The sequence below is a fragment of the Bacillus sp. 37MA genome, assembly GCF_000372765.1.
Taxonomy (GTDB): Bacteria; Bacillota; Bacilli; order Bacillales; family Domibacillaceae; genus Domibacillus; species Domibacillus aminovorans.
Map to the genome: position 1 here is coordinate 2025781 of NZ_KB889752.1, position 23020 is coordinate 2048800.

Consider the following 23020-nt stretch of genomic DNA (forward strand, 5'->3'; position numbering starts at 1 on the left):
CTTTTTCTTCAAATAAAAAACTGTCTTTCCGATTATAGCATGATCGGAAAGACAGTTTCATGAATCGGCTGTTCACTTTATTTTTGCTGCTTTTGCTTTAGCAGATTTGACTGTATTGAATAAAAGCATCGTGATCGTCATAGGACCAACGCCACCTGGAACCGGTGTAATCGCGCCTGCTACTTCTTTCACATTGTTAAAGTCAACGTCTCCGCATAATTTGCCGGCATCATTGCGATTAATTCCAACATCAATGACAACAGCACCTGGTTTAATATGATCTGCTGTAACATAATTGGCAATACCGACTGCTGCAATCACAACGTCTGCCTGGCGTGTAATCGCTGGAAGATCTTTTGTGCGGGAATGACAAATCGTCACAGTTGCATTGTGCATCAATGAAAGAAGCGCTGCCGGTTTACCGACGATATTACTTCGTCCAATCACCACCACATGTTTTCCTTCAAGTGAAATATTTTCTTTTTCCAACATTTTAATGATGCCGTATGGCGTACAAGAGAAAAATGAATCTTTACCGATCACCATTTTGCCGACATTCACTGGATGGAATCCATCCACGTCTTTTTCCGGTGCAATCGCATCGATTACTTTATCTTCCGAAATATGTTTTGGTAGCGGCAGCTGCACGAGAATACCGTGAATGCGGTCATCATTGTTCAGTTCTTCCACTTTTTGAAGCAGTTTTTCTTCTGAATAGTCAGCCGGGTAACGGTGAACTTCTGAGTAGATGCCGATTTCTTTGCTGCTTTTTTCCTTGCTGTTGACGTACGTGTGAGACGCCTGATCGTCACCCACAATGACGACAGCTAGCCCCGGTGTAATACCCAACTGTTTGAGCGCCTCGATTTCTTCTTTTAATTCGGCACGAATATCTTTTGCGATTGCTTTTCCATCAATAATTGCTGCTGTCATAAAAAAATCCCTCACTTATTCCATCGATTTATTTATTTTCGATAATACACCGTTAATAAATTTGCTGGCACGTTCATCGCTAAAATGTTTCGCCAATTCGACCGCTTCGTTGATCGCAACTTTTGCCGGTACATCTTCTGATTGTTTCATTTCGTATACAGCAAGACGTAAAATGTTCCGGTCAACTTTTGCCAGGCGGTCAAATGACCATTTTTCAAGATTTTCTTTTATTGTGTTGTCAATCTCTTCAAGATTGCGTTCCACACCTTCCACGACATCGTACAAATAACTGCTTTCGCTGTCATCTCCGTTCAACACGTTTTCAATCGCTTCTGATGCTTCCGCCCCGCTTAAATCCATTTGATAAAGAGCCTGGATACCCTTTTCACGCGCTGTCCGTCTATTCATTCATAATTTGCTCCTTTTAATTTAATGCCTTTATGATCATAGCATAAAACGAGCCTTGCGAAAACATGCGAAAAACGCTCCGGACATGCCGAAGCGTCATTTTTATACTTCTTCTTCGTATTCCTGTTCCGGCTGTTTCGTTTCAAACTGAATGCCGACAATGTGAATGTTCACTTCATCTGCTTCAAGTGCTGTCATGTTTAAGAGGGTCTGCCTGATGCCTTCTTGTATGAGCTGCGCGACACGCGGGATCGAGACGCCGAATTTCACGACGCAGTACACGTCCACTTTAATACCGTCTTCTGTTAAATCAACTCTGACACCTTTGCCATGATTTTTTTTCCCAAGTCGTTCGACGACACCTGATGCGAAACTGCCGCGCATTTTTTCAACGCCCTCTACTTCAGATGCGGCAATGCCGGCAATCACTTCGATGACTTCTGGTGCGATTTCAATACGGCCGTGGCCGTTTTCACCGTTGCTCATTTCTAGTACTTGATTAGTTGATTGTTGTTCTGCCATTATGATGCACCTCCGATATTAGGATTGGGATTTCATCACGTCATACGTTTCAAGAAACTTCGTGTTGAACTCGCCGCCGATAAACACGTCATGCTCAAGCAGTTTTTGATGAAACGGAATGGTCGTATACACACCATCTATGACGAATTCAGACAATGCGCGCTTCATACGTGCAATGGCTTCTTCTCGCGTTTTGCCATGTACAATAACCTTTGCGACCATCGAATCATAGTACGGTGGAATTACGTAGCCCGGGTAGACAGCTGAATCGATGCGCACACCATACCCGCCCGGCGGCAAATACCCCTCAACCCGGCCCGGTGACGGCATAAAGTTTTTCTCCGGGTTTTCTGCGTTAATCCGGCACTCAATTGCCCATCCATCAAACGTTACTTCCTCTTGCGTCAAAGAAAGCTCTTTACCGGATGCCACATAAATTTGCTCTTTGATTAAATCCACGCCTGTGACCATTTCTGTCACCGGATGCTCCACTTGAATACGAGTGTTCATTTCCATAAAATAAAACGTGCTTTGATTTACATCGTAAATAAATTCTACCGTGCCTGCCCCTGTATAATCAACTGCTTTAGCTGCTTTCACAGCTGCTTCACCCATGGATGCTCTCGTTTTCTCATCAAGTGCTGGTGACGGTGTTTCTTCCAGCAGCTTTTGCATGCGGCGCTGAATCGTACAGTCACGCTCCCCAAGATGGATTACATTTCCATGCATATCAGCAAGCACTTGAATTTCAACGTGGCGGAAATCCTCAATAAACTTTTCTAAATACACGCCTGGATTCCCGAACGCAGTTGCTGCTTCCTGCTGTGTCATGTTTATGCCTTTTTCAAGTTCCCCTGGATCACGAGCAACACGTATCCCTTTTCCACCGCCACCGGCAGTCGCTTTAATGATAACTGGGTAGCCGATTTGTTTAGCAGTTTCCAAACCCTCTTCTATATCTTGAATGATACCGTCTGAACCAGGAACAATCGGGACACCTGCTTTTTCCATCGTATCACGTGCAACATCTTTCGTCCCCATTTGTGTGATCGCTTCCGGCGTTGGGCCGATAAATATGATATTGCATTCACGGCACAGCTCTGCAAAATCAGCATTTTCAGCAAGAAATCCATAGCCCGGGTGAATCGCATCTGCTTCTGTTAATTTCGCCACGCTGACGATATTCGTGAAATTTAAGTAACTGTCTTTTGATGCCGTTGGTCCGATACAATATGCTTCATCTGCTATTTGCACGTGCAAAGCATCACGGTCCGCTTCAGAAAATACAGCAACCGTTTCAATATTAAGCTCTTTGCAGGCACGAATAATGCGCACCGCAATTTCGCCGCGATTGGCAATTAATACTTTTTTTATCATCGCGAATCCCCCTTATTCCGGTTTCACTAAAAAGAGCGGCTGTCCATATTCTACAAGCTGCCCGTCTTTTACGAGAATTTCAACGATTTCTCCGTCTACTTCTGCTTCAATTTCATTGAACAGTTTCATCGCTTCAACGATGCAAACCACTGATTCAGCATTAATTTTTTCACCCAATTTTACGTACACATCTGCATCCGGTGATGGTGATTGATAAAAAGTCCCTACCATCGGAGATATAATTTTATGTAAATTTGATTCATCAACTGCTGACTTCGGTGCTTCCTGTGCCGGTGCTTCTTGCACAACCGATGCAGATTTTGGTGCTTCCTGAACTGGTACACTTTTTACAATCGGTGCTTCCTGTGCTGCTGCATATGTAGTCGTACCTGTTGATTTCTTCATTTTCAGCTTGCTCCCTGCTGATTCAAAAACAAATTCCTCGATTCCTGATTGATCCACAAGTTTGATCAACTCTCTAATTTCTTGTACTTTCATTTCCTCAACACCCCTTCAATATACATAATGTCTGGAGTATCTTCATTCAAAAATGGGGAAACTCCTTTTCTCATTCTATCTTTTTTTCGTCATTTAGCAAATATAGAATAAGAATGAAAAAGGGCTCACCTATGCAAAGGCGAGCATTTCTTGCTACTTAAACGGCTGAAATTCAACTGAAACAGGCATTTTTTCGCCCATCTCTTCTTTCGCAAGCCGGATAATCTCATTTGCTGCTTCCGCTGAATGACTGTCTGATTTTACCGTAATCCTCACTTCACCATCGCTTGTCCGAACGAGTGCGTCATCATACCCTTTTGATTTAATAAGCGTCTCTACCATTTGTTCTTTCGACGTAAGTGCATCAAGTTCCTTCATATCATCGTACGCTTCATTTTTTGCTTCAACTGACACATCTGCAGATGCCACCTTAGCAGTCAACTCTTCTTTTAAACGACTTCGCTCGTCATCTGTTTCAAGCCGGATTAATTCAAAAACCTCATCACCAGCCGTTTCTTCTACCTTCACGTCCACATCTTTCGCTGCAGATTCCGGTACTGATTCTTCAAGTGTTGATGCAGGCATTAATTTATCCGGGCCGGTCACATAATACACACCTAATACCGCCGTTAAACTCACCATTGTAAATAACCATACTGTTTGTTTTTTCGGCATTATTTTGTCTCCTCCGTTTTCCCGGGTATAACAGCCACGCGATGCACCGGTACACCAAGCATCCGCGTCACTGCTTCCATAATTCGTTTTTTCACATGCACATTTTCTGCACCGTCCGCGACGACAAGCACCCCTTGAATATCCGGTTTACGCACTTCTAAAATAACTGGATTTTCGGTATCTCCATTCCGGATAATGGCTACCTGTTCTTCTTTCGTTACATCGCCATTCCCTGTTGAAGATGACGTATTTTTCTCCAGCACTTTCCGCTCAGATGACGCAAGATTGACAACGACAGACACGTGTCCCGTCCCCGCAATTTGATTTAACGCGTTTGTTAATTCCCGTTCATATTCGCTTTTCACATCCACTTCTACTGCTGCTGGCTCGTCTTTTGGCTCTTCACTTTTAACCGAATCTTCTTTCTGCAAATCACCAAGAGCCATTATAGCAATACCACCTCCCAACATAACAGCGATCCATTTTAACGGCTTGTCTGCCTTACCTTTTTTCCAAAAAGAAAACAGCCGGTTCCGATCACTCACCTCCTGAACCTCCCTTTTGAATCACCATATTCACTCGGACGGCATCTATATTCCACTTTTGAGACAACAAGTCAATTATTTTTTCTTCTGGGCAGCTTTCTTCTGTTCCTTTTACCGTTAAAAGGACATGTTTGAGTTCACTTTGCTCTATATCCGCTTCCACATTTCTTACATCGCATGAAGGGAAAAGTTGAAGTGCCGATTCCGCATCTGCCAATAACTGCTGATTCATATACGGATTCGCTGTCAATGATTCCATTTCAGTCAATTGTTTAAGATGATCATCTGTATCCTGTTGAAACACAGTCGTCTTCTGTTCATTTTCTAGTAAAAAAGAAAAGTCAACACCGGTCAACAGCGCAAAAACCGGTGTGATGATAGCCGTTAAAATAACAAGTCCAGCCACAAGACGCACGTATTTCTGCATAGGAGACTCTGGAATAATCATGTCTATAATAGCAGCACATAAGAGCACAGCCAGCACACCAGTCAGCCAGTCAAAAACGGATTGCATACGTTCACCTCATCATGTACGCGGCATTGCCAGCCGCAACGACCGCAGCCATCATTAAAAAGTACATAAATGATACGAGAGCAAGCGCTGCGAGGACAAACGACATCGTTTTTCCGATGATGTCAAGACACGAGGCAGCGGCAGAATCCCCGAGCGGTTGCAGAACAGCAGCTGCTACTTTATATAGAAAAGCAAGTACCATAATTTTCAAGACAGGAAATATCGCTGTTAATAAAAGAATCGCAATGCCGGCTGCACCCGCTGTATTATTAATCATTAAAGCAGCTCCCGAAGCCGTATCAGCCGCATCCGCCATCATTCGTCCGACAACAGGAACGAATGTCCCGCTTAAAAATTTAGCCGTCTTTACAGTTAATCCATCCGCCGTTGCTGCACTCATCCCTCGCATTGTCATAACGGTGAGAAACGCAGCCATAAATGCACTGAGCAATGAGACACTGATTATGCGGAGCAATGAAGCAATCCGGTCTGCTTTATAATGGTCCGATAATAAACCGACTAAGCTGAATAAAACAGAGAAAACGAGACATGGCAACACAATTTGATCAATTAAAACACCTGATATATTCATCATAAATAAAAGAAGTGGTGGAAACAGAGCCGCTGATACAACAGCACCGGATAATGCAAGCAATGCCAGAAGCACCGGCATAAAAACGGTCATAAACACCGTCATATTTTCGACTGCATTAGATGCTGATTCAATCGCCAGCCGGAATGTGTTCATCGCAAGAATAAAAATCGGAATTAAAATGGCTGCTTCCGCTGTTTTACTCACAGTTTGATGACCAAATGCATGTCCCATCGTCTTCAACACAGATGCCAAAATAGACAACAAAAAAATAATCGACAGCAATTTAACATTCTCTGTGATCTCAAACAAAATATAAGACTGAAACATATCCATCCAATTCTCTAGTGAAAAAAAAGACGTAATATCCAAGTTATCGATGTCTATATCCATTTGACTAGGCAAAAATGGACCGTATATGTGCTTGATCTCACTCCAATGATCTTCGATTGCTGATAAATCAACGTTTTTCATAATTGGATCGAGGACTTGTCCTATTTTTTTCACCGCCCTGGCAGCATCGACATGACCGTTTCAATTAGCAGCGCTAAAATTGGCAGCACAAGTGTCATAATAATGATTTTCCCGGCCATTTCCATTTTTGCTGCCAGCGCGTTTTGACCCGCGTCTTTTGCGATATTCGCAATAAATTCTGAAATATACGCAACACCAACTGCTTTTAATACCGTTTCAACATATATTCTTTCTGCACCAGCGTATGCTGCCAATTTTCTGACCGAGGCAATGAGGATCGCTATTTCCCCCGCCAGCCCGTATAAAAGAAGGCTGCAGACGAAAAAAACGAATAGCAACGAGTAACCTGCACTGTATTCACGCAGCAAAACAGCCAAAAAGACAGCAACGAGTACAATGGCGGCAATGTAGGTGATATCAATTGTTCAAACGCTCCTGTCACTGAAATAAGAAAACAGATTTTATTTTGTCAAACAGCTGTCCGACGATTGTAGCAGCCATAAATAAAATATATAAAAAGCCAAACAGTGTTACCCACTGAGCGTATTCTTTTTTGCCGAGCTGCTCTAAAATGGTATGCAAGAAAGCAGCAATGATACCAATGCCGGCAATTTTAAAAAGAAGATCCACGTCCACATTCATGTCATTCCCCGCCTTACATAAGCAAAATGGCTGTTAACAGGCCTGATAAAACACTGATGGCACGAACCATGCCAGCAAAACGCTGTTCTTCTGCCACTGCTTCTTCTCTTCTCTTTTCTAACTGCTTGAGCACGTGTTTAATTCTTCGTTCTTCTGCTTCCTGTGTACATGAACCAAGCATATTACCTGCCTGTTCAATGAGACGGATATCTGACGGATTCAAGGCAAAGAAGTCATTATGCCGTTGCAGCGTGTGTGTCCATATGCGGGTGGCACTCGTTTCGGTTGACGACAGCTGCTCCGCAAAATCACGAAAAAACAGTGCAGCTGGTTTTTCAATCGTCTCCGCAATAAAGCGAGTCGTCGCTTCAATCGAATCAGCTCCGAAAAGTATAGCCGATTGCATTGTTAACAGCGCGGATTCAAATTGACGAATATGCAGAACCCGGTTTGTATACGCTTTTGATTTGCGCTGGCCGATGAGAAATGAAGCCAGAATAATAAAGAAAGCACCAGCCCATTTCATCGGAGTGCCATAGCTGTTTTCAACACTCTGCCCTGCTGGTCTCGAATGATGCACTCATGATTTTGTTTCATTTCGATGTAACGTTTAAACAGACCACTTTCTGTTATCGTACGGATAATCGGTCTACGAATCACTTCCTCATATGAATGTGCATGAACCGTTGCAATGACAGCAATCCCCGCATTTAGTGCTTCTGACAAGGCGTATGCATCCTCAGCACGGCCAATTTCATCGACAATAATAATGTCCGGGCTCATCGATCGGATCATCATCATCATGCCTTCTGATTTCGGACATGCATCAAGTACGTCAGCCCTCTTTCCAACGTCCAATTGTGGGACTCCGTTCAAACAGCCGGCAATTTCGGAACGCTCGTCCACAATAGATGTTTTACAAGATAGAATGCCCCGCTCTATCAATCCTGTAGCGGCAGTCCTTGCAAGATCGCGTAGCAATGTCGTTTTTCCAGAGCGGGGCGGGCCTATGAGAAGCGTACTCTGCCAGCCATTTTCGTATATAAAAGGTAGCAAGTGATGCGCTGTTCCTTTCTTTTCTTTCGCAATACGAATGTTAAAAAAGGACAAATTGGTCATGGAATATACGGATCCTTTTTTTAACACAGCCTGTCCCGCCAACCCAATTCGGTGTCCGCCTGCAATTGTGATATATCCTTTTTTTAGCTGTTCTTCCAGCATGTAGAACGAATGCTTCGTTAATTTATACACAAATGCCTGCCGTTCTTTTTCCGTAAATATGAGGGGAAGAACATACTGCTTATCTCCTGAAAGTTCAATAGGCTGACCCGTTCTGAGCCTAATTTCTTCTATTCGAGGATCTTTTTTCAAGATAGTCGTCACTGAACGGGCAACCATTTCTGGCAAATAGGGCAAAATGGCTTCATACGTCAAGACAACCAGCGCCTCCTTTCGTTCTTTTCACACTGTATGAATGAATATCCCAAAATATGAATTTGTCGTGAGAAACAAATACTAAATTCGTGTCTTCTATGGTGCTCCCCGATACTAACGTCTACATGTACTATTCTATGCCTTAAAAATAAAAAGCCCGTCATTTAAAATGACGGGTCCTTCCCTGTATTATAGATTGATGCGGGCAATCGCATTTTGAGCAAGTGTCCGGTACGCGATATCGTCCATCGGTGGATTATGTAGCCCGGCACGAACGTTTTGCCAATAACGGTGAAGCGGATTTTTTTCAGACAGGCTGCGAGCACCGACGAGACGCATAGCCATATCAGTCACGTCAATTGCTGTGTTTGTAACGAATGATTTTGCCGCAGCCATTTGCGGTTTGATCGGTTCATCAGGTGCGTGGTCATACAATTCAGCTGTCCGATATAAAAATTGCTGCGCTGCCATTAATTTCATTTCCATCTCACCGATCAGCTGTTCCGTGACCGGTAATGTACCGATCGGCTGATCAAGCGAGGCTGGTGTATAGTTTGCTGCAAACTCGATCGCATAATCACGGGCAGCACCCGCAATACCGATGTAGCATGCTGGAATGTGTAAAAGCGAGCCGTTCCGGCGTAACTTTTTTGATCCATCCAATTTCTCAACGATATAATCTGACGGAATACGAACATTTTCAATAACTAAATCATGACTTGCCGTTCCGCGCATCGCGACACTGTCCCACGTTTTTCGAATCGAGACGCCTTTTGAATCGGCAGCAACGAGGAATACAGCTGATTCTTCTGTCCCTTGAATAGATGCCGACACAAAAAAATAATCAAGTACCGGTGCAGCCGATGTAAATGTTTTTTCTCCATGTATCACGTATTCACCGCCATCTAACACTGCGGTCGTTTTAAACGCAGCACCCCGAAGTGGACTGCCTGCATTTCGTTCACTCGCTGCCGCATTTATGAGCTTTCCTTTTTGCACTTCTTCTCTCAAGAAATCAGCAATAGCTGGATTCCAATGTTTATGTTCTGCAAATTCCATCAATATACCAGTATGCCAGCCAATTGATAGAGCTGTTGCCCCGCATCCTTTTGCAATTAGTTCCTGACATTGAACAAAATCAAGCAGCGACATACCTCCATTTTCTAGCATCATCGCTTTCGTATAGCCTATTTTCTTCAAATCCTCTATATTATCAAATGGAAATGAGTTTAACTGATCAAGAGCCGGTTCTCTCTTTTGAAATCTCGGAATAAGCGCTTGTAATTCCTCTTTCATACTCAATTTATACTACCTTCTTTCTATTCATTTTCCTTCATCATACGAAAAACCACAAATAAAAAGGAGCGCACCGGTTAGGTACACTCCTTTTGGATTACGCACGTGATACGTATGATCCGTCAGTTGTGTTAACGATCAGTACGTCGCCTTCGTTGATGAAGAATGGAACGTTGACAGATAGACCTGTTTCAACGATTGCCGGTTTTGTACCGCCTGACGTTGTATCGCCTTTAATACCAGGCTCTGTTGCTGTTACTTTCAATTCCACTGTGTTCGGAAGTTCGACACCAAGTGTTTCTGTTCCATACATTGTGATCGATACGTCCATGTTTTCTTTCAAAAACTTCAATTCATATTCAATTTGTCCTTCTGGCAGTTCTATTTGATCGTATGACTCGTTATCCATGAATACGTGCTGATCGCCATTCGCATACAAATATTGCATACGGCGGTTGTCAATTTGTGCTCTCTCTACTTTTTCACCAGCACGGAATGTTTTTTCTTGAATCGCACCTGTACGAAGGTTACGAAGCTTCGAGCGTACGAATGCTGCACCTTTACCCGGTTTCACGTGTTGGAAATCAACAACTCGCCAAATGCCGCCGTCTGTTTCAATTGTTAAACCTGTCCGAAAGTCATTTACTGAAATCATGTGTGTTCCTCCTGGAAATTACAAAATAATAAGCTCTTTTACAGAATGTGTGAGCAGCTCGTTTCCGCTGTCTGTCAATAAAATATCATCTTCAATTCGAACGCCACCAATTCCTGGCAAATAAATGCCCGGTTCCACCGTTACAACCATACCTGCTGCGAGCGGTTTATCGTTGCGAACGGAAAGCGTTGGACTTTCGTGTATTTCCAGTCCAAGGCCATGTCCGGTTGAATGGCCGAACGCATCTCCGTATCCTTTTGATGTAATGATGTCACGCGTTACAGCGTCCGCTTCCTTCCCGGTCATCCCTGGTCGAATTTGGTTAACTGCCGCCATCTGTGCTTCAAGAACAATTTCATATATTTCTTTCAGCTGCGCGGACGGTTCACCGACTGCGACTGTGCGTGTAATGTCCGATGCGTATCCTTTGTAGAATGCACCAAAATCAAGCGTAACGAAATCGCCGGATTCGATTGTTTTATCGCTTGCCACACCGTGCGGTAAAGCAGAGCGCACACCGGAAGCAACGATAATATCAAAAGATGAAGAAGTCGCACCGCATTTTCTCATAAAAAATTCAAGTTCGTTTGACACATCGATTTCTCGTGCCCCTGGCTTTACAAAATCGAGAATGTGTTTAAACGCTGCATCCGCGATGTCACACGCTTTCTTTAATATCTTAATCTCTGATTCCGTCTTAATCAAGCGCAAGTTTTCAACGAGTCCAGCCACTGGTTTAAGTGTACCTTTAAATTGCTTCTTTAACTGTTCATATTCTTGATGCGAAACATATTCTGTTTCAAATCCAAGCGTTGATAGGCCTAGCTTTTCCGCCTGTTCCATCGCTTCTTGTAAAATGGGTTTTGAATGCTGGACAATCGTAAATCCTTCTGCCTGTTTTGCTGCTTGCTCCATATAGCGGAAATCCGTTAAGAACACCGCATCATGTTGTGTGACAATGGCAGCGCCAGCCGTTCCGGTAAACCCTGTCACATAGCGGCGGTTATACGGGCTCATAATAAATAGTCCATCTACACCGTTTTCTGCTAACTGTACACGTAGTTTTTCAAGTAGCAACATGTATTAGACCTCCCGATTCATTAAATAGTCGAGCGCCATTTCGTAGCCGTACAGGCCAAATCCACAAAGCTGACCAGCTGCATGAGGAGCTATAACTGAATGATGACGAAATGCTTCACGTGCATGAATATTTGAAATATGTACTTCTACGACCGGCACTGTAATGCTTGCAACTGCATCGCCAATGGCGTGGCTGTAATGCGTAAATGCACCTGGATTAAAGATGATTCCGTCAATTCCCTCGTCTTCTGCCAGATGAAGGCGATCCACTAGTTCTCCTTCAAAATTGGAACAGAACGTAATCACCTCTATGTCTGCTTTTTTCCCACGTGCAATCACGCGCTCTTCCAATTCATCTAGCGTTGTGTAGCCGTAAATATGCGGCTCACGCTTGCCAAGTCTGTTTAAATTGACACCGTTCATCAATAAAACTTTTTTCATTCTCCCGTCCCCCGCCTATTCTTTTCACAAAACAGTTTATCATATTTAGAGCACAAATGACTACCTGCCCCGTTCATAAATCCATGAAGCAGATACGCTAATAAATACACAATAACATAAAAGCAGGCAGAATACGGTAATCAAATTAAGTGTACTTTGGGAAATGAATGCGAAAAGCAATAAAAAAAGGACGATTCCCATAACAAAACCTGCAAGTAAGGGCGTTCTTTTCCTAAATAGTGCATAGTATAATAAAGAAAGCACAACGGAAATGATAATAATGATCAAAGCAGCGATGATGTGTTGAATGGCTGTTGATTGACGCAAAAATAAAACAGGCGATACTGGGTTTACTTTTGAGAAATGAAAAGTATAGGCCAGCAAGCTGAGTATAAACAATAGACTTCCTGATGCAATGCCTGTTTGAATAATTTTCCTGTTGAAATAGCCTAATTGATTAGACATTTTTTGGTTTTTCATTCTTTCTCCTCCATCTGATACGTCTTGCTTTTATTTTGGCCGTTTTATCGCTAAAATATAATTAATACCTGTCATGCTGTTTCTAGATGATTGAGGGAAGGAACTGATAAATGAGTAATGTCTGAAGTAACGCGTCCTATTTTCTCCGATGATTTTTCGCAAACTTTAGTTGAAGCGACATTCAAGCTTGTATTGTACTGCTGCTCGTCTATATTTACTTCATTTCAATGACACTCATTAGTAAACGATTGTTCCAATATCACGGTGCCGAGCATAAAGTGATTAATGCGTATGAAAATGGATGACAGCTATTTTTTGGGTACCTGGGACTGTGATCACAGCTGTTAACGATGAAAGAACTGATGGATGATCAAGTAGAAGTCGCAATTGCGTCATTGGAAAAATTAATTTCCATCGAAGAAAGCGCCGAAATAGGATTAAAATTAGACGAAATTGTCTAATATATAAGTAATACTACTTTCTGGGAGGTCGCTTTAATGAGTATTCGTACTGTCGTAACGTCCATTATTGTCGCACTTGCTGCCATTGGTCTCGTGTCTATGATGATCACCTCTCCCGGGCAGCTCTTGCAGCAACTTATGTTCGCGATTGTGTCTGTCGCGATTGTGATTTTCCTGTTCCGTTTGTTTATGAGAAAACGGATGGGCGGTAATACTGAACAGCGCGCGTATTCAAAAGCAGTAAAGCAGTCCAAAAAAAAGCATCATATCCCTAAAACAAAATATGCGCCGCCCCGTGCTTCTTCTCTTTCAGCTAAGATGACTAAAAAACCGATCCGACGTAAAAACCCCTCACATTTAACCTTGATTGAAGGGAATAAAGGGAAACGCAGAACGCGCGCTTCTTCCGAATGATCCCGCCAGATATGCTGGCGGTTTTTTTATTTTCCGCTGCTTTACTCAAAAAAAGAGCCGTTCCCGGATTGCTCCGGAACGGCTTTTTTCTTAATTATAATCCACATTTCAGCTGGGCACCACAGTTTGTGCACGTGTTGCAGCCACCTAATTCTTCTACTGTACCTTTGCGGCAAACCGGGCAAGTATTGCCAATTTCGCTGCCGATTGTAACGTTTGTTGAACGCAAATCTTGAATCGTATCAACAAGAACAACATGATTTTCAAATTCTTTTGGTTCGGTCTTTTCTTCTTCATCCCAGCTATTTTCTTCCGCTTTTAGTGTTAAAACTTGAGCATCACGGCTGCCATCGACGTATACTGTGCCACCTTTTGCTCCGCCTTTGTATAGACGTTCGTAAACACCCTCTACTTGCTCAACTGTGTAGCCCCGTGGTGCGTTTACTGTTTTTGAGATCGAGCTGTCAATCCAGCGCTGGATCACACATTGAACATCTGCATGTGCTTCTGGTGCAAGACCCATTGCCGTCACAAAATACGCTGGCAGTTGATCTGGATCTGCTTTAGGATTACGTGCAAGATAATCCGTTACGATATCTGCTTTCACCTCGATAAATTTACCAAGACGTCCGCTTCTATAATAGGTAAATGAGAAATATGGTTCTAACCCTGTAGACACCCCAACCATCGTTCCAGTGCTTCCAGTTGGCGCAACAGTTAATAGATGAGAGTTGCGAATACCATTTTCAACGATGGCTTCGCGAACATGCTCAGGCATTTTTTTCATATAGCCTGTGTGGATGAACGCATCGCGCAGACGGTTCGTTTCATCAAGCGTTTCCCCTTCAAGGAACGGGAAGCTGCCTTTTTCTTTTGCAAGCTCAACAGACGTCTCATACGCCGTCACAGCGATTGCTTCAAACACTTCATCAACAAGCACATTGCCTTCTGGTGAACCATACTCTTTTTCACAGTATATAAGCAAATCTGCAAGACCCATAACTCCAAGTCCGACACGTCGTTCGCCAAGCGCCTGTTTCTGGTTCTCTTCAAGGAAGTAAGGCGTCGCATCGATTACGTTATCCTGCATGCGGACACCCGTACGAACTGTTTCTTTCAACTTATCAAAATTCACTTTTTTTGTCTCTTTATTTGCCATTTCGGCTAAATTAACCGCTGCAAGATTGCAGACAGAAAATGGTGCAAGTGGCTGTTCTCCGCAAGGATTTGTTGCAACTACTTGCTGTCCATACGCTTTTGCATTCGTCATCTCGTTCGCATTGTCGATAAAGAAAATACCCGGTTCTGCGGAGTATGTCGCGCAGACGTTGATCAAGTTCCATAATTCGCGTGCTTTAATTTTCCGATATAAACGAATTGCATTGCCTTCTTTTTCCCACTCGCGAACGTCACCGACTTTATGCCAGTTTTCATTATAATGTGCCATCTCTTCTTTGCTGTACTTTTCCACAGCTGGGAAACGGAGATCGTATTCCTCATCGTTTTCGACGGCTTCCATAAATTCTTTCGTTAAACAGATCGAAATGTTTGCGCCGGTCAAAAATTCAGCGTTATGCACACTGTAAGTGCCGCCTGTACGTAGTTTTTCTTCCGCATCTTTAAATATTTCAGGGCTGAATCCACCGTATCCAGGAATATTCTTGTAATTCACAACACCTTGATACATTTGCTCTTCCCGTTCAGTAAGCGGCTTAAAGTTCAGCTTGTCTTTTGCTGCTTTTTTAATTTGTTCGTCTTCTGTATTTTCAAGCAAATAACGTAAAATACGCGGATTTTGCATTTTCGAAATAATAAATTCAACAATATCTGGATGCCAGTCCGCCAACATAATCATTTGAGCCAGTTTGTTGCGTTGATTCGTTAGATCAACTCTCTAAGTCACCTTAGAGCTCAGACCATATCTTACACTCTATGAGAGTGCCCTCGCACTTCGGAATCACTTGATCCCTACTCTACTCGCTTCCACTTATTCAGTGTGCTTTCGCTGGTCGTTGAACCTTCTCCCTTTAAGGAGCTTGGCTGCTGATTGTCTTTATCCACTTGTTGTTTTCAAGCATTCACGTTTACCGTTTCCAGTTACGTTGTAGCCAACAAGTCATACAAAGAGTTTCCAGCAATTCACGAGGTTTATTTAGAGACGAGGCACTTAAATGGATTTACCACGTCTTGATCCACCCTGCTCAACAAGGTGTGTCAGTTTCGCAATATCATCAAGCCATGAAACAGAGCCGGATGATTTTCCGTTTACGCCTTTGGCTAGTGTGTTGCGCGGACGAAGTGTAGAACCGTTCGTGCCGACGCCGCCGCCGCGGCTCATGATTTCCATCACTTGTTTGCGGTGCTCTGAAATGCCTTCACGTGAGTCAGCGACAAAAGGCATCACGTAGCAGTTGAAATACGTTACGTCCGTATCCGCTCCCGCTCCGTACAATACACGTCCTGCCGGAATAAAGTTTAAGTTCACAAGTTCATGATAAAATTTATCGAACCATTCTTTTCGTTTTTCGTCTGTTTTTTCAACGGATGAAAGACCGGCTGCATTACGCTTCGCAATTTGCTCGTAAAACACTTCAAGCGGTTTTTCAATCACGTCAAATCCACGATGTACAATACCTTCTGCCGCTTCATTTGGATCGTCAATCGCGTTTCTGTATTCTTCATCAATTAAGACAGATACTTTTTTTGTTTCACGGTCGATCGCTGTAATAAAACCCGTTCCGCGAGCTGGAAACTTTGGATCTTCCTTAATCGTCAACACGACGAAATCGCCTTCAGACAGAGTGATCTTTTCCGTATCCTTAAATGAATAACGGTCGATCATGACGAGACGGGAAACACCTTTGTGTGTAATCTTCATATCCGGTGTGACAGGATGTACCTGTGGAAAAATGCTGATGTCCTTGTTTAATCTGTCGACGTTTAGCGACATGTGCGTTGTGGGCGTAGCAGGCATGCAAACAACTCCTTTATTATTCTGTTTCATTAAATCATATACCCATGTTTTAGTAGAAAAAACGAAAACAAACACAATATATTGTGTTTGTTTATTTATTCATATTCTACATATTGAGTGAGAATCTTTTTTTTGTCAAGCCGCCTTTTTACTAAAAAAGTCGTGAACAGGCTCAATCCCTGTAAAATAAACGCATAAAAATATTTTCCGAGGATAAAAAACCAGGCGACCACCCGAGAACTTTTATCTCCGGAAATTCCATTCACGATTTTCATAGCGTTCTCTTTGAATCGTTTCAATTTGATAAACTTGCTCCTCTGTTAAAACGAGCGGTTCTAGTTCAATATTAAGTCCTTTTTCAAATCCCTGTTTAAATGCAATACGTGCTTCATTCAACGTCACACGGTTTGAGCAAAGCGCATTAATCGCAACAGCTTTATCTTTAAAAGCACGTTTCATCCGTTCTTTCGTCCGGTCGCTTGAATAGTGAAATAAGCTAAACAGCTTGTCCTCATCAATCTCAAGCAAAATCGACCCATGCTGCAAAATCACACCTTTTTGCCTCGTCTGTGCACTACCTGCCACTTTTCTGCCTTCAACGACAAGCTCATACCAGCTTGGCGCATCAAAACAGACGCTAGAGCGCGGATTTTTCAAACTCGCTTTCTCTTCTTCCGTTCTCGGCACGGCAAATTCTGCATCTAGACCGAGCGCCCGAAATCCTTGCAGCACACCTTCTGAAATGACTCTATATGCTTCTGTGACACCCACAGGCATTTTAGGATGCTCTTCACTAACGATGACGCTATACGTTAGTTCATGCTCATGCAATACGCCTCTGCCACCGGTTGGACGGCGTACAAAGCCAATACCCTGCTCCTGAAGCGCGTTAAAGTTCACTTCTTTTTCCGCTTTTTGAAAGTAACCGATCGACAGTGCTGCCGGCTCCCATCCATAAAATCGAACAACTGGCGGAATCTTACCTTTACTGTGCCAATCAAGCAGTGCTTCATCTACCGCCATATTATACGCAGCGCTATGATTGCCCGTGTCAAGAAATGCCCATCTTTCTTTCTTCATGATTAACGCCTTCTTTTCATTGTTGATTCCCTTGTATAGTCTAACAAATCAAGTGTAAAAATCAAAGCCGTGAACACTGCTTTTTTAAAAGAGAATTTTCTTTTCATCTGATGAGCATATAGATATAATGAAAGAAGCAGTTTATTTGAAAGGGGAACACGACGTTGCTTTATTCTATTGCCGCAGTGCTTGGAGCGATGATTTTGTACGCTCTCTTTATGTATTTCTCCCAAAAACGTGCGGTGAAACCGCTCAGCCAAGAAGATTTTGTGCTAGGATACCGGAAAGCGCAGCTCATTGATGTGCGCGAACCGAATGAATATAATAGCGGACACATTCTCGGTGCTCGCAATATTCCCGTTACGCAAATGAAACAGCGTATGAAAGAAATTCGTCCCGACAAACCTGTTTATTTGTATTGCCAGAGTGGACTTCGCAGCGGACGTGCTGCACAGATGCTATATCGAAAAGGATACCGTGATATTTATCATTTGCAAGGTGGATTTAAGAAATGGACAGGTAAAATTAAAACGAAATAAAAAAGGAGCAAAACATGCTCCTTTTTTATTATGGTAACGGAATCTCTTCAGTGCTTCCGTTCATAAAATTGTCATCTTCATATGTGTGGAGCGTGTATGTTCCTTCCTCAACGTTTACTAAGACGACTTCTTCTTTCGGGTCATTCGATATGACCACCTCTTTCGTATCCCCTGTTTCCACATTCAATTCATACAAACTGCCGCCTTTGGTCACTGTGCCTTGTGAAAAGCCAACAATGACGTATACATGAGTGTCATCTTTCCACTCCACATATTTAACGGTCTCTTGCTTTTCATCCGCTGGCCATGAAAATAGTGTCGTTGTTTCTCCTTCTTTCACAACGAGTACGCCTTCCCCTTCCTCTACACTATCTGGACCACGTCCTTCAATAGCCGCTTCTTTTTCACCATTTGGCGATACCTTCCAACCAGTTCCAAACTCAAGCTCAAATGAATCTGTTTTTTCTGTTATAAACAACCGATTTGGTTCTTCTAAAACAGGTTTTTTATCTTCCACAATTGGTTTTTCTTCGACCGGCTCAGGATCCTCTGCTTGATAACGTGCCAATAAAATAAAACCTAACGATATAACAAAAAATAACAGGACTGCTCTTTTCATACAAAAACCTTCTTCCTACCCGTTTTTACGTAAAAGTAACACACTTTTTGTTTCATTATGTATTCATACTATTTTATTCATTCGGACATACTGATCTCATATTTCTCTTTTATCGTATCATGCTTTGTAACGATCAGCAACTAGATTAAAAAGGAGGTATTTTCGCGTTGAAACCGCCCATTTTAATTGATGACTCATGGGAAAAGCAACTACCCGCCTGGCTCCATTCTGCTCCCGTCGTTAGTAACTGGCCGCTTTTTACATTGGCAGCCGAAACGAAAAAGCTCGTTATTCCGACTGATTTTCATGGACTGCTGACACCTGATTTTCTCCCTTCCATTCACTTTATGCCACACCAAATAGAAGCAGCGCGGACAGTCATGGAAGAAATGAATGGAACCGCTATTTTAGCAGATGAAGTCGGACTTGGGAAAACAATTGAAGCCGGTCTTATTTTAAAAGAATACATGCTTCGGGGCCTTGTATCGCGTACCCTTATTTTGACACCTGCTTCTCTCGTCAATCAGTGGGCAAAAGAACTACGTGATAAGTGTAAAATTTATGCACTCGTGCAAAAAAAGAAACCCGACTGGTCGTGGAATGGTGTCCAAATTGCCTCTATTGATTCGGCCAAACAACCAAAATATGCGGATGCCATTGCAAATACGATGTTCGATATGGTAATTATTGACGAAGCGCATCGTCTAAAAAATCCCGCTACATTAAATTATCAATTTGTCCGCCGTTTGATGAAAACATACTGCCTGCTTTTAACGGCGACACCTGTACAAAATAACGTTGATGAACTCTTTCATCTCGTTTCATTATTAAAACCCGGTCATTTTGGTAATAGCGAATCTTTCAATAACCGATTTAAAAAAGGAAAGCGATCCATTCACGATCAGGATGCCTTTAAAGAGCTGCTGCAAAAGGTCATGATTCGAAACAAACGGGATGAGATGGATCGGCAGCCCATAAAACGGTGTGTCGAAACGATCCGGATCACTCCGTCAAAAGAAGAAAAAGCATTTTACGATTCACTTGCCTATTTAAAAGAAGATGTACCAAATGCGATGACCCTGCTCACATTACAACGGGAAGCATGCAGCAGCAAATATGCCGCACTTAGTACGATTCAAAAACTAACTGGACAGAAATGTGAGAAGGTCGCCCTCTTAGCCGAACAGATCAACATGAATTCGAAAGCGGAAAAAGCATTGGCTATTATGAGAGAACACCCTGAAAAAACAATTGTCTTTACACAGTACCGGGCAACGCAGCGCTATCTCGAACACTACTTTAGAGAAAATGGATTATTAGCCGTTTCCTTTCAAGGTAATTTCAAAAAAGGGAAAAAAGACTGGATGGTTGAACTGTTTAAGGGGCCTGCTCAAGTTTTTATTGCAACAGAATCGGGCAGTGAGGGACTCAATTTACAATTTTGCCGACGGCTCATTAACTTTGACCTGCCTTGGAATCCGATGAAATTAGAACAGCGGATCGGACGCATTCATCGTCTCGGACAAGTTCAAGACGTACACATTTATCATCTCGCTTATGAGCAAACCGTTGAAGACCGCATGCTGACGCTGTTGCATGAAAAAATTCATTTATTCCAGTCAGCGATTGGCAAGCTGGACGATATTTTGGAGGAAAATTGGGTGGAAGAACATTTGCACGATGCCTTTCATCATTCAAAAAGCATTCGTGAATGGGAAATTAAAGTGCATAATCTTACTGCTGCATTGGAGTGAATTATATATGATGACTTTTCTCAAACAGTTTTTCACAGCCTGTGAGTGCCAGATTACCCATCAAGACGATCAGTCGATTACTGTAGAGTTGTCCGAACAGATGGACCGAGCAATCATGAATCGTCCTTTTTACTGGCACTATAAAGATCAGCTGAATGAAAAAGGGGCGCCAATGACTGTTTCTTTTTATGTAAAAGACACCGGTCAGCCGCTGCGTGCCCACGAAGAATACATCAGCTTCGGTTCGCCAAGGTTTCATCAGTTGCTTCACTATGCCGGACAACAGTCGCAATTTATCCGTCTATACGAAGAATGTCCATCCATAAAGCCTCTTCAACTGGAACCATGGCTGTTCGTCCATTTTTTAATTTCGTATGAAGCAAACGGTAAAAAAGAGAGAATCGAGTCGGTCGCTCTTCATCTAATTAGTGGAATGATCCAGCGTGACTTTTTAACCAAAATAAGCGATGTTCCTTTTGCCCAAACGATCCCTTCCTTTCATTACGTGTTATCGCCGTTCATTACTCCTATAAGCGGGCTGAAGCGACTTCAGCAGATGGTAATGAACGAACTCAATCAGGAAAACCACGAATGGGCAAAAGAAGCAAAAAATAAACAGGATAAGGAAATTTCATTACTTCGTTCTTTTTATGAAAATAATCCAGATGACAGTGAAGAATATACACGTGAAAAAGAAGCGATTATCCGCCGTTTCGAACCTGTTATTCGACTATCTGTCTGGAACGGCGGACTCCTCTATTTATCTGCCGGCCGCTTTCAGACATTTACTGATGCTCAATCCGCTTTGTAAGTCGATTGTTCTCTTTATTATAAAGAAATGTAGCATAAAACTGCCGCTTCCCTCTCGTTGTCGTAATGCGAATACTTCGTTCTATTTCTGATTGATCTAATAGCTGTACATCCGTTGTTCCTTTATTTGTTTTCATTGTAAAGGAAGCAGTGTCCGGGTTTTTTAGCACGAATCTAACCGCCATCAGTTCAACTAGCCGCATTTCATAATATTCGGTCAGCTGATCGGCTGTTTTCATTTTTGTCACTGCTGCATCTGTTGCCGTCACAGCAGCAGCACTCATTAAAAAAAGTAGTACTAGTACGTGGGGATAAATCATCCCCGATTCGTTTTTACGAAGACGTTTGATTGAATGGATAAAGCGATGTTCCTTCTTCTCCATCTTGAAAGGTAACATGAATATACAATTTCCCTCCTTCGAGTGCAAAAGCCGCTTTTTTCACATTTTGCAGCATCACTTCATGCCCTTGCCCGTTTATTTGTCTCCGGAGTTTATCCTCATACTGGCTGATCGATGTGATGGACCCTTCTACTCCGTAATTGAGTTTTCCACCCGATATATGCCAGTTACTGGATTGATGCAGTTCATTGCGCAGCTGTACAATAAAAATTTCCCATTCCGTATTTTTTTCAGATTTGCTTGCTTCTACAATACGATACGCTGCATCATACAATAATGGAAATGATGCAGCACATGCCATGAACACAGTCAGTGCAATAAGAGCTTCAGCGAGGGTATAGCCCCTATCGTTCTGATACACAAACCGTTTTATCAGTAGTTGATACACACGCCTGATCTTTTCCATTCTCCGTTTCCCAAAAGATCCGGCCTGTAAAATTAGGCGTGTCCATTTCATATGTGAATGAAGCGGGTTCATACAACCTCGATTCTGCTTCTTCATATAATTTCCTCATTCCTTCCTGACGCTCCCATCTATTTGACGTTTCAGCTTCAATTTTCATGCAAAATGGCAAAATAAAAGTAGCTGCAACGAACAATGCGGTCAGTGCTAGAAGACTTTCGGCCAATGTAAATCCTTCTTCACTCTTCCAGAAAATAAAAACGTCCCCTTCCAATTAAAAAAATTAGTTTTGTTCGCTTCTCTTCTGATTTAAAATAAACAGTGCCAAACCGGTTCGTCATCCCCGTTTTTTGAAACATAATATCCATCATACTTCCCTTTACAGGAATGAAGTACGCGGGAATATCTCGCTCAGCTAAAATGTAACGAGGATATTCATACGTGGAAATAGTATATTTGTGCTGCCCCGATTCATAAAAATTGACCTTAACATGCACATTATTCAAAATCGCATACGACTGTGCTTCAAACAAATCACGCTCCAGCTGGTTAAAAAATTGCTGTTCATTTACTTCGTTCGTTACATTCAAAATCGGAATGAGTACTGCCCCAAAGCAAGCCATAAACACCGTTAACACAAGCATCATTTCCAACAGCGTAAAGCCGCCTTCTTTATGTTTCACTTACCAAAACTTCGCCTTCCGCATCAATGGTAATATCCCCACCACCAGGGCATTTCGTTTCATCCTCTCGCAAGTATCCATCTGTTACCATCGTCTCAATGGAATCAGGAAATTTCTTATTGTCAATCCGATACGCCTGCACTTGTCCTTGTACCATGTGCGCAAAAGCATCGCAGCCTTTTGCATTGATGTTCTGGCTTTGTTTTGCCACATTCGGAATCGCAATGAACAATAAGACGGTAATAACAAGTAAAACAATCATCATTTCGATTAAAGTAAATCCCTTTTCGTTTTTCAGGCACTTTTTCATCTTTTG

General features: G+C 42.5%; 29 protein-coding genes and 3 pseudogenes. 5 read left to right on the top strand and 27 right to left on the bottom strand.

Annotated features, from left to right (window positions below; all coding sequences use genetic code 11):
• Positions 1–72: 72 nt before the first annotated feature.
• The 18 genes from folD to A3M5_RS0111385 form a co-directional block, all read right to left on the bottom strand.
• Entirely contained in the window at positions 73–933 is an 861-nt protein-coding gene (gene folD / locus A3M5_RS0111300; RefSeq protein WP_018393884.1) for a bifunctional methylenetetrahydrofolate dehydrogenase/methenyltetrahydrofolate cyclohydrolase FolD, read from the bottom strand.
• A gap of 15 nt (positions 934–948) precedes the next feature.
• Positions 949–1341 carry a transcription antitermination factor NusB gene (nusB, locus tag A3M5_RS0111305; protein ID WP_018393885.1) on the bottom strand — a complete coding sequence of 131 codons (393 nt, stop codon included), beginning with the start codon at positions 1339–1341 and terminating at the stop codon, positions 949–951.
• Between the two features lie 102 nt (positions 1342–1443).
• Positions 1444–1863, bottom strand: a complete 420-nt coding sequence (locus tag A3M5_RS0111310; protein ID WP_018393886.1) for an Asp23/Gls24 family envelope stress response protein — start codon at positions 1861–1863, stop codon at positions 1444–1446.
• Between the two features lie 18 nt (positions 1864–1881).
• Positions 1882–3240: an acetyl-CoA carboxylase biotin carboxylase subunit gene (gene accC, locus A3M5_RS0111315; RefSeq protein WP_018393887.1), complete on the bottom strand. Its 1359-nt coding sequence runs from the start codon at positions 3238–3240 to the stop codon at positions 1882–1884.
• A gap of 12 nt (positions 3241–3252) precedes the next feature.
• Entirely contained in the window at positions 3253–3738 is a 486-nt protein-coding gene (gene accB, locus A3M5_RS0111320) for an acetyl-CoA carboxylase biotin carboxyl carrier protein (RefSeq protein ID WP_018393888.1), read from the bottom strand.
• A gap of 153 nt (positions 3739–3891) precedes the next feature.
• Entirely contained in the window at positions 3892–4413 is a 522-nt protein-coding gene (locus A3M5_RS0111325; protein ID WP_018393889.1) for a SpoIIIAH-like family protein, read from the bottom strand.
• Positions 4413–4958: a SpoIIIAG-related protein gene (locus tag A3M5_RS22880; RefSeq protein ID WP_018393890.1), complete on the bottom strand. Its 546-nt coding sequence runs from the start codon at positions 4956–4958 to the stop codon at positions 4413–4415. The genes A3M5_RS0111325 and A3M5_RS22880 overlap by 1 nt, the downstream gene beginning before the upstream one ends.
• On the bottom strand, positions 4951–5472 hold the full coding sequence (gene spoIIIAF / locus A3M5_RS0111335) for a stage III sporulation protein AF (RefSeq protein ID WP_018393891.1): 522 nt from the start codon (positions 5470–5472) through the stop codon (positions 4951–4953). Before spoIIIAF ends, A3M5_RS22880 begins: the two co-directional genes overlap by 8 nt.
• Positions 5473–5476: 4 nt before the next feature.
• Complete coding sequence (spoIIIAE, locus tag A3M5_RS22885) at positions 5477–6571, bottom strand: stage III sporulation protein AE (RefSeq protein ID WP_018393892.1); 1095 nt, start codon at positions 6569–6571, stop codon at positions 5477–5479.
• Positions 6568–6876 carry a SpoIIIAC/SpoIIIAD family protein gene (locus A3M5_RS0111345; RefSeq protein WP_018393893.1) on the bottom strand — a complete coding sequence of 103 codons (309 nt, stop codon included), beginning with the start codon at positions 6874–6876 and terminating at the stop codon, positions 6568–6570. Before A3M5_RS0111345 ends, spoIIIAE begins: the two co-directional genes overlap by 4 nt.
• A gap of 100 nt (positions 6877–6976) precedes the next feature.
• Positions 6977–7180 carry a stage III sporulation protein AC gene (spoIIIAC, locus tag A3M5_RS0111350; RefSeq protein WP_018393894.1) on the bottom strand — a complete coding sequence of 68 codons (204 nt, stop codon included), beginning with the start codon at positions 7178–7180 and terminating at the stop codon, positions 6977–6979.
• A gap of 13 nt (positions 7181–7193) precedes the next feature.
• Positions 7194–7706: a stage III sporulation protein AB gene (gene spoIIIAB, locus A3M5_RS0111355; RefSeq protein ID WP_018393895.1), complete on the bottom strand. Its 513-nt coding sequence runs from the start codon at positions 7704–7706 to the stop codon at positions 7194–7196.
• Positions 7703–8614, bottom strand: coding sequence for a stage III sporulation protein AA (spoIIIAA, locus tag A3M5_RS0111360; RefSeq protein WP_018393896.1), 912 nt, complete (start codon positions 8612–8614; stop codon positions 7703–7705). Before spoIIIAA ends, spoIIIAB begins: the two co-directional genes overlap by 4 nt.
• A 189-nt stretch (positions 8615–8803) precedes the next feature.
• The gene (locus A3M5_RS0111365) at positions 8804–9910 is read right to left on the bottom strand and encodes an acyl-CoA dehydrogenase family protein (protein WP_051080868.1); all 1107 of its coding nucleotides are present in this window, start codon (positions 9908–9910) and stop codon (positions 8804–8806) included.
• Between the two features lie 97 nt (positions 9911–10007).
• Positions 10008–10565: an elongation factor P gene (gene efp, locus A3M5_RS0111370; protein ID WP_018393898.1), complete on the bottom strand. Its 558-nt coding sequence runs from the start codon at positions 10563–10565 to the stop codon at positions 10008–10010.
• Between the two features lie 18 nt (positions 10566–10583).
• A complete protein-coding gene (locus tag A3M5_RS0111375; protein ID WP_018393899.1) occupies positions 10584–11645 on the bottom strand; it encodes a M24 family metallopeptidase in 1062 nt (353 codons plus the stop codon).
• Between the two features lie 3 nt (positions 11646–11648).
• Positions 11649–12086 (bottom strand): type II 3-dehydroquinate dehydratase, encoded by a 438-nt coding sequence (aroQ, locus tag A3M5_RS0111380; protein ID WP_018393900.1) that lies wholly within the window; start codon positions 12084–12086, stop codon positions 11649–11651.
• 60 nt (positions 12087–12146) lie between these two features.
• On the bottom strand, positions 12147–12566 hold the full coding sequence (locus A3M5_RS0111385) for a YqhR family membrane protein (RefSeq protein WP_018393901.1): 420 nt from the start codon (positions 12564–12566) through the stop codon (positions 12147–12149).
• Positions 12567–12680: 114 nt separating this feature from the next.
• Between A3M5_RS0111385 and A3M5_RS26845 the strand changes: the two are divergent.
• Positions 12681–12865, top strand: a pseudogene (locus tag A3M5_RS26845) (DUF1385 domain-containing protein); the annotation flags it as partial.
• Between the two features lie 198 nt (positions 12866–13063).
• A complete protein-coding gene (locus A3M5_RS0111395; RefSeq protein ID WP_018393903.1) occupies positions 13064–13441 on the top strand; it encodes an SA1362 family protein in 378 nt (125 codons plus the stop codon).
• Positions 13442–13535: 94 nt separating this feature from the next.
• Here A3M5_RS0111395 and A3M5_RS22890 read toward each other — a convergent pair.
• From A3M5_RS22890 to lipM, 3 genes and pseudogenes are all read right to left on the bottom strand, one after another.
• A pseudogene (locus tag A3M5_RS22890) lies at positions 13536–15302 on the bottom strand (vitamin B12-dependent ribonucleotide reductase); the annotation flags it as partial.
• A gap of 318 nt (positions 15303–15620) precedes the next feature.
• A pseudogene (locus tag A3M5_RS22895) lies at positions 15621–16415 on the bottom strand (ribonucleotide reductase barrel domain-containing protein); the annotation flags it as partial.
• 243 nt (positions 16416–16658) lie between these two features.
• Positions 16659–17495, bottom strand: a complete 837-nt coding sequence (gene lipM, locus A3M5_RS0111410) for an octanoyltransferase LipM (RefSeq protein ID WP_018393907.1) — start codon at positions 17493–17495, stop codon at positions 16659–16661.
• A gap of 197 nt (positions 17496–17692) precedes the next feature.
• Between lipM and A3M5_RS0111415 the strand changes: the two genes are divergently transcribed.
• Complete coding sequence (locus A3M5_RS0111415) at positions 17693–18034, top strand: rhodanese-like domain-containing protein (RefSeq protein WP_051080869.1); 342 nt, start codon at positions 17693–17695, stop codon at positions 18032–18034.
• A gap of 28 nt (positions 18035–18062) precedes the next feature.
• Here A3M5_RS0111415 and A3M5_RS0111420 read toward each other — a convergent pair whose 3' ends face one another.
• Positions 18063–18653 (bottom strand): DUF4652 domain-containing protein, encoded by a 591-nt coding sequence (locus tag A3M5_RS0111420; protein WP_018393909.1) that lies wholly within the window; start codon positions 18651–18653, stop codon positions 18063–18065.
• Positions 18654–18820: 167 nt separating this feature from the next.
• On the opposite strand from A3M5_RS0111420, the gene A3M5_RS0111425 reads away from it, so the two are divergent.
• Both A3M5_RS0111425 and A3M5_RS22900 read left to right on the top strand, forming a co-directional pair.
• Positions 18821–20407: a DEAD/DEAH box helicase gene (locus tag A3M5_RS0111425; RefSeq protein WP_018393910.1), complete on the top strand. Its 1587-nt coding sequence runs from the start codon at positions 18821–18823 to the stop codon at positions 20405–20407.
• Between the two features lie 7 nt (positions 20408–20414).
• Positions 20415–21218 (top strand): YqhG family protein, encoded by an 804-nt coding sequence (locus A3M5_RS22900; RefSeq protein WP_018393911.1) that lies wholly within the window; start codon positions 20415–20417, stop codon positions 21216–21218.
• Here A3M5_RS22900 and A3M5_RS0111435 read toward each other — a convergent pair.
• Genes A3M5_RS0111435 through comGC form a run of 5 tightly spaced genes read right to left on the bottom strand, consistent with a single transcriptional unit; the run spans position 21193 to position 23014 of the window.
• The gene (locus tag A3M5_RS0111435; RefSeq protein WP_155894708.1) at positions 21193–21615 is read right to left on the bottom strand and encodes a hypothetical protein; all 423 of its coding nucleotides are present in this window, start codon (positions 21613–21615) and stop codon (positions 21193–21195) included. The genes A3M5_RS22900 and A3M5_RS0111435 overlap by 26 nt on opposite strands.
• Positions 21551–22024 (bottom strand): competence type IV pilus minor pilin ComGF, encoded by a 474-nt coding sequence (gene comGF / locus A3M5_RS0111440; protein WP_196803565.1) that lies wholly within the window; start codon positions 22022–22024, stop codon positions 21551–21553. The genes A3M5_RS0111435 and comGF overlap by 65 nt, the downstream gene beginning before the upstream one ends.
• Positions 21963–22247 (bottom strand): hypothetical protein, encoded by a 285-nt coding sequence (locus A3M5_RS25820; protein ID WP_018393914.1) that lies wholly within the window; start codon positions 22245–22247, stop codon positions 21963–21965. Before A3M5_RS25820 ends, comGF begins: the two co-directional genes overlap by 62 nt.
• Before the next feature lie 13 nt (positions 22248–22260).
• A complete protein-coding gene (gene comGD / locus A3M5_RS0111450) occupies positions 22261–22704 on the bottom strand; it encodes a competence type IV pilus minor pilin ComGD (protein ID WP_018393915.1) in 444 nt (147 codons plus the stop codon).
• On the bottom strand, positions 22694–23014 hold the full coding sequence (gene comGC / locus A3M5_RS0111455; RefSeq protein WP_018393916.1) for a competence type IV pilus major pilin ComGC: 321 nt from the start codon (positions 23012–23014) through the stop codon (positions 22694–22696). Before comGC ends, comGD begins: the two co-directional genes overlap by 11 nt.
• Between the last annotated feature and the right edge of the window lie 6 nt (positions 23015–23020).

What these genes read in the sequence shown, in the direction of transcription:
- folD (WP_018393884.1), bottom strand. Translation starts at nt 933, where the DNA reads ATGACAGCAGCAATTATTGATGGAAAAGCAATCGCAAAAGATATTCGT.
- nusB (WP_018393885.1), bottom strand. Translation starts at nt 1,341, where the DNA reads ATGAATAGACGGACAGCGCGTGAAAAGGGTATCCAGGCTCTTTATCAA.
- A3M5_RS0111310 (WP_018393886.1), bottom strand. Translation starts at nt 1,863, where the DNA reads ATGGCAGAACAACAATCAACTAATCAAGTACTAGAAATGAGCAACGGT.
- accC (WP_018393887.1), bottom strand. Translation starts at nt 3,240, where the DNA reads ATGATAAAAAAAGTATTAATTGCCAATCGCGGCGAAATTGCGGTGCGC.
- accB (WP_018393888.1), bottom strand. Translation starts at nt 3,738, where the DNA reads ATGAAAGTACAAGAAATTAGAGAGTTGATCAAACTTGTGGATCAATCA.
- A3M5_RS0111325 (WP_018393889.1), bottom strand. Translation starts at nt 4,413, where the DNA reads ATGCCGAAAAAACAAACAGTATGGTTATTTACAATGGTGAGTTTAACG.
- spoIIIAF (WP_018393891.1), bottom strand. Translation starts at nt 5,472, where the DNA reads ATGCAATCCGTTTTTGACTGGCTGACTGGTGTGCTGGCTGTGCTCTTA.
- spoIIIAC (WP_018393894.1), bottom strand. Translation starts at nt 7,180, where the DNA reads ATGAATGTGGACGTGGATCTTCTTTTTAAAATTGCCGGCATTGGTATC.
- spoIIIAB (WP_018393895.1), bottom strand. Translation starts at nt 7,706, where the DNA reads ATGAAATGGGCTGGTGCTTTCTTTATTATTCTGGCTTCATTTCTCATC.
- A3M5_RS0111365 (WP_051080868.1), bottom strand. Translation starts at nt 9,910, where the DNA reads ATGAAAGAGGAATTACAAGCGCTTATTCCGAGATTTCAAAAGAGAGAA.
- efp (WP_018393898.1), bottom strand. Translation starts at nt 10,565, where the DNA reads ATGATTTCAGTAAATGACTTTCGGACAGGTTTAACAATTGAAACAGAC.
- A3M5_RS0111375 (WP_018393899.1), bottom strand. Translation starts at nt 11,645, where the DNA reads ATGTTGCTACTTGAAAAACTACGTGTACAGTTAGCAGAAAACGGTGTA.
- aroQ (WP_018393900.1), bottom strand. Translation starts at nt 12,086, where the DNA reads ATGAAAAAAGTTTTATTGATGAACGGTGTCAATTTAAACAGACTTGGC.
- A3M5_RS0111385 (WP_018393901.1), bottom strand. Translation starts at nt 12,566, where the DNA reads ATGAAAAACCAAAAAATGTCTAATCAATTAGGCTATTTCAACAGGAAA.
- A3M5_RS0111395 (WP_018393903.1), top strand. Translation starts at nt 13,064, where the DNA reads ATGAGTATTCGTACTGTCGTAACGTCCATTATTGTCGCACTTGCTGCC.
- lipM (WP_018393907.1), bottom strand. Translation starts at nt 17,495, where the DNA reads ATGAAGAAAGAAAGATGGGCATTTCTTGACACGGGCAATCATAGCGCT.
- A3M5_RS0111415 (WP_051080869.1), top strand. Translation starts at nt 17,693, where the DNA reads ATGATTTTGTACGCTCTCTTTATGTATTTCTCCCAAAAACGTGCGGTG.
- A3M5_RS0111420 (WP_018393909.1), bottom strand. Translation starts at nt 18,653, where the DNA reads ATGAAAAGAGCAGTCCTGTTATTTTTTGTTATATCGTTAGGTTTTATT.
- A3M5_RS22900 (WP_018393911.1), top strand. Translation starts at nt 20,415, where the DNA reads ATGATGACTTTTCTCAAACAGTTTTTCACAGCCTGTGAGTGCCAGATT.
- A3M5_RS0111435 (WP_155894708.1), bottom strand. Translation starts at nt 21,615, where the DNA reads ATGTTACCTTTCAAGATGGAGAAGAAGGAACATCGCTTTATCCATTCA.
- comGF (WP_196803565.1), bottom strand. Translation starts at nt 22,024, where the DNA reads ATGGAAAAGATCAGGCGTGTGTATCAACTACTGATAAAACGGTTTGTG.
- comGC (WP_018393916.1), bottom strand. Translation starts at nt 23,014, where the DNA reads ATGAAAAAGTGCCTGAAAAACGAAAAGGGATTTACTTTAATCGAAATG.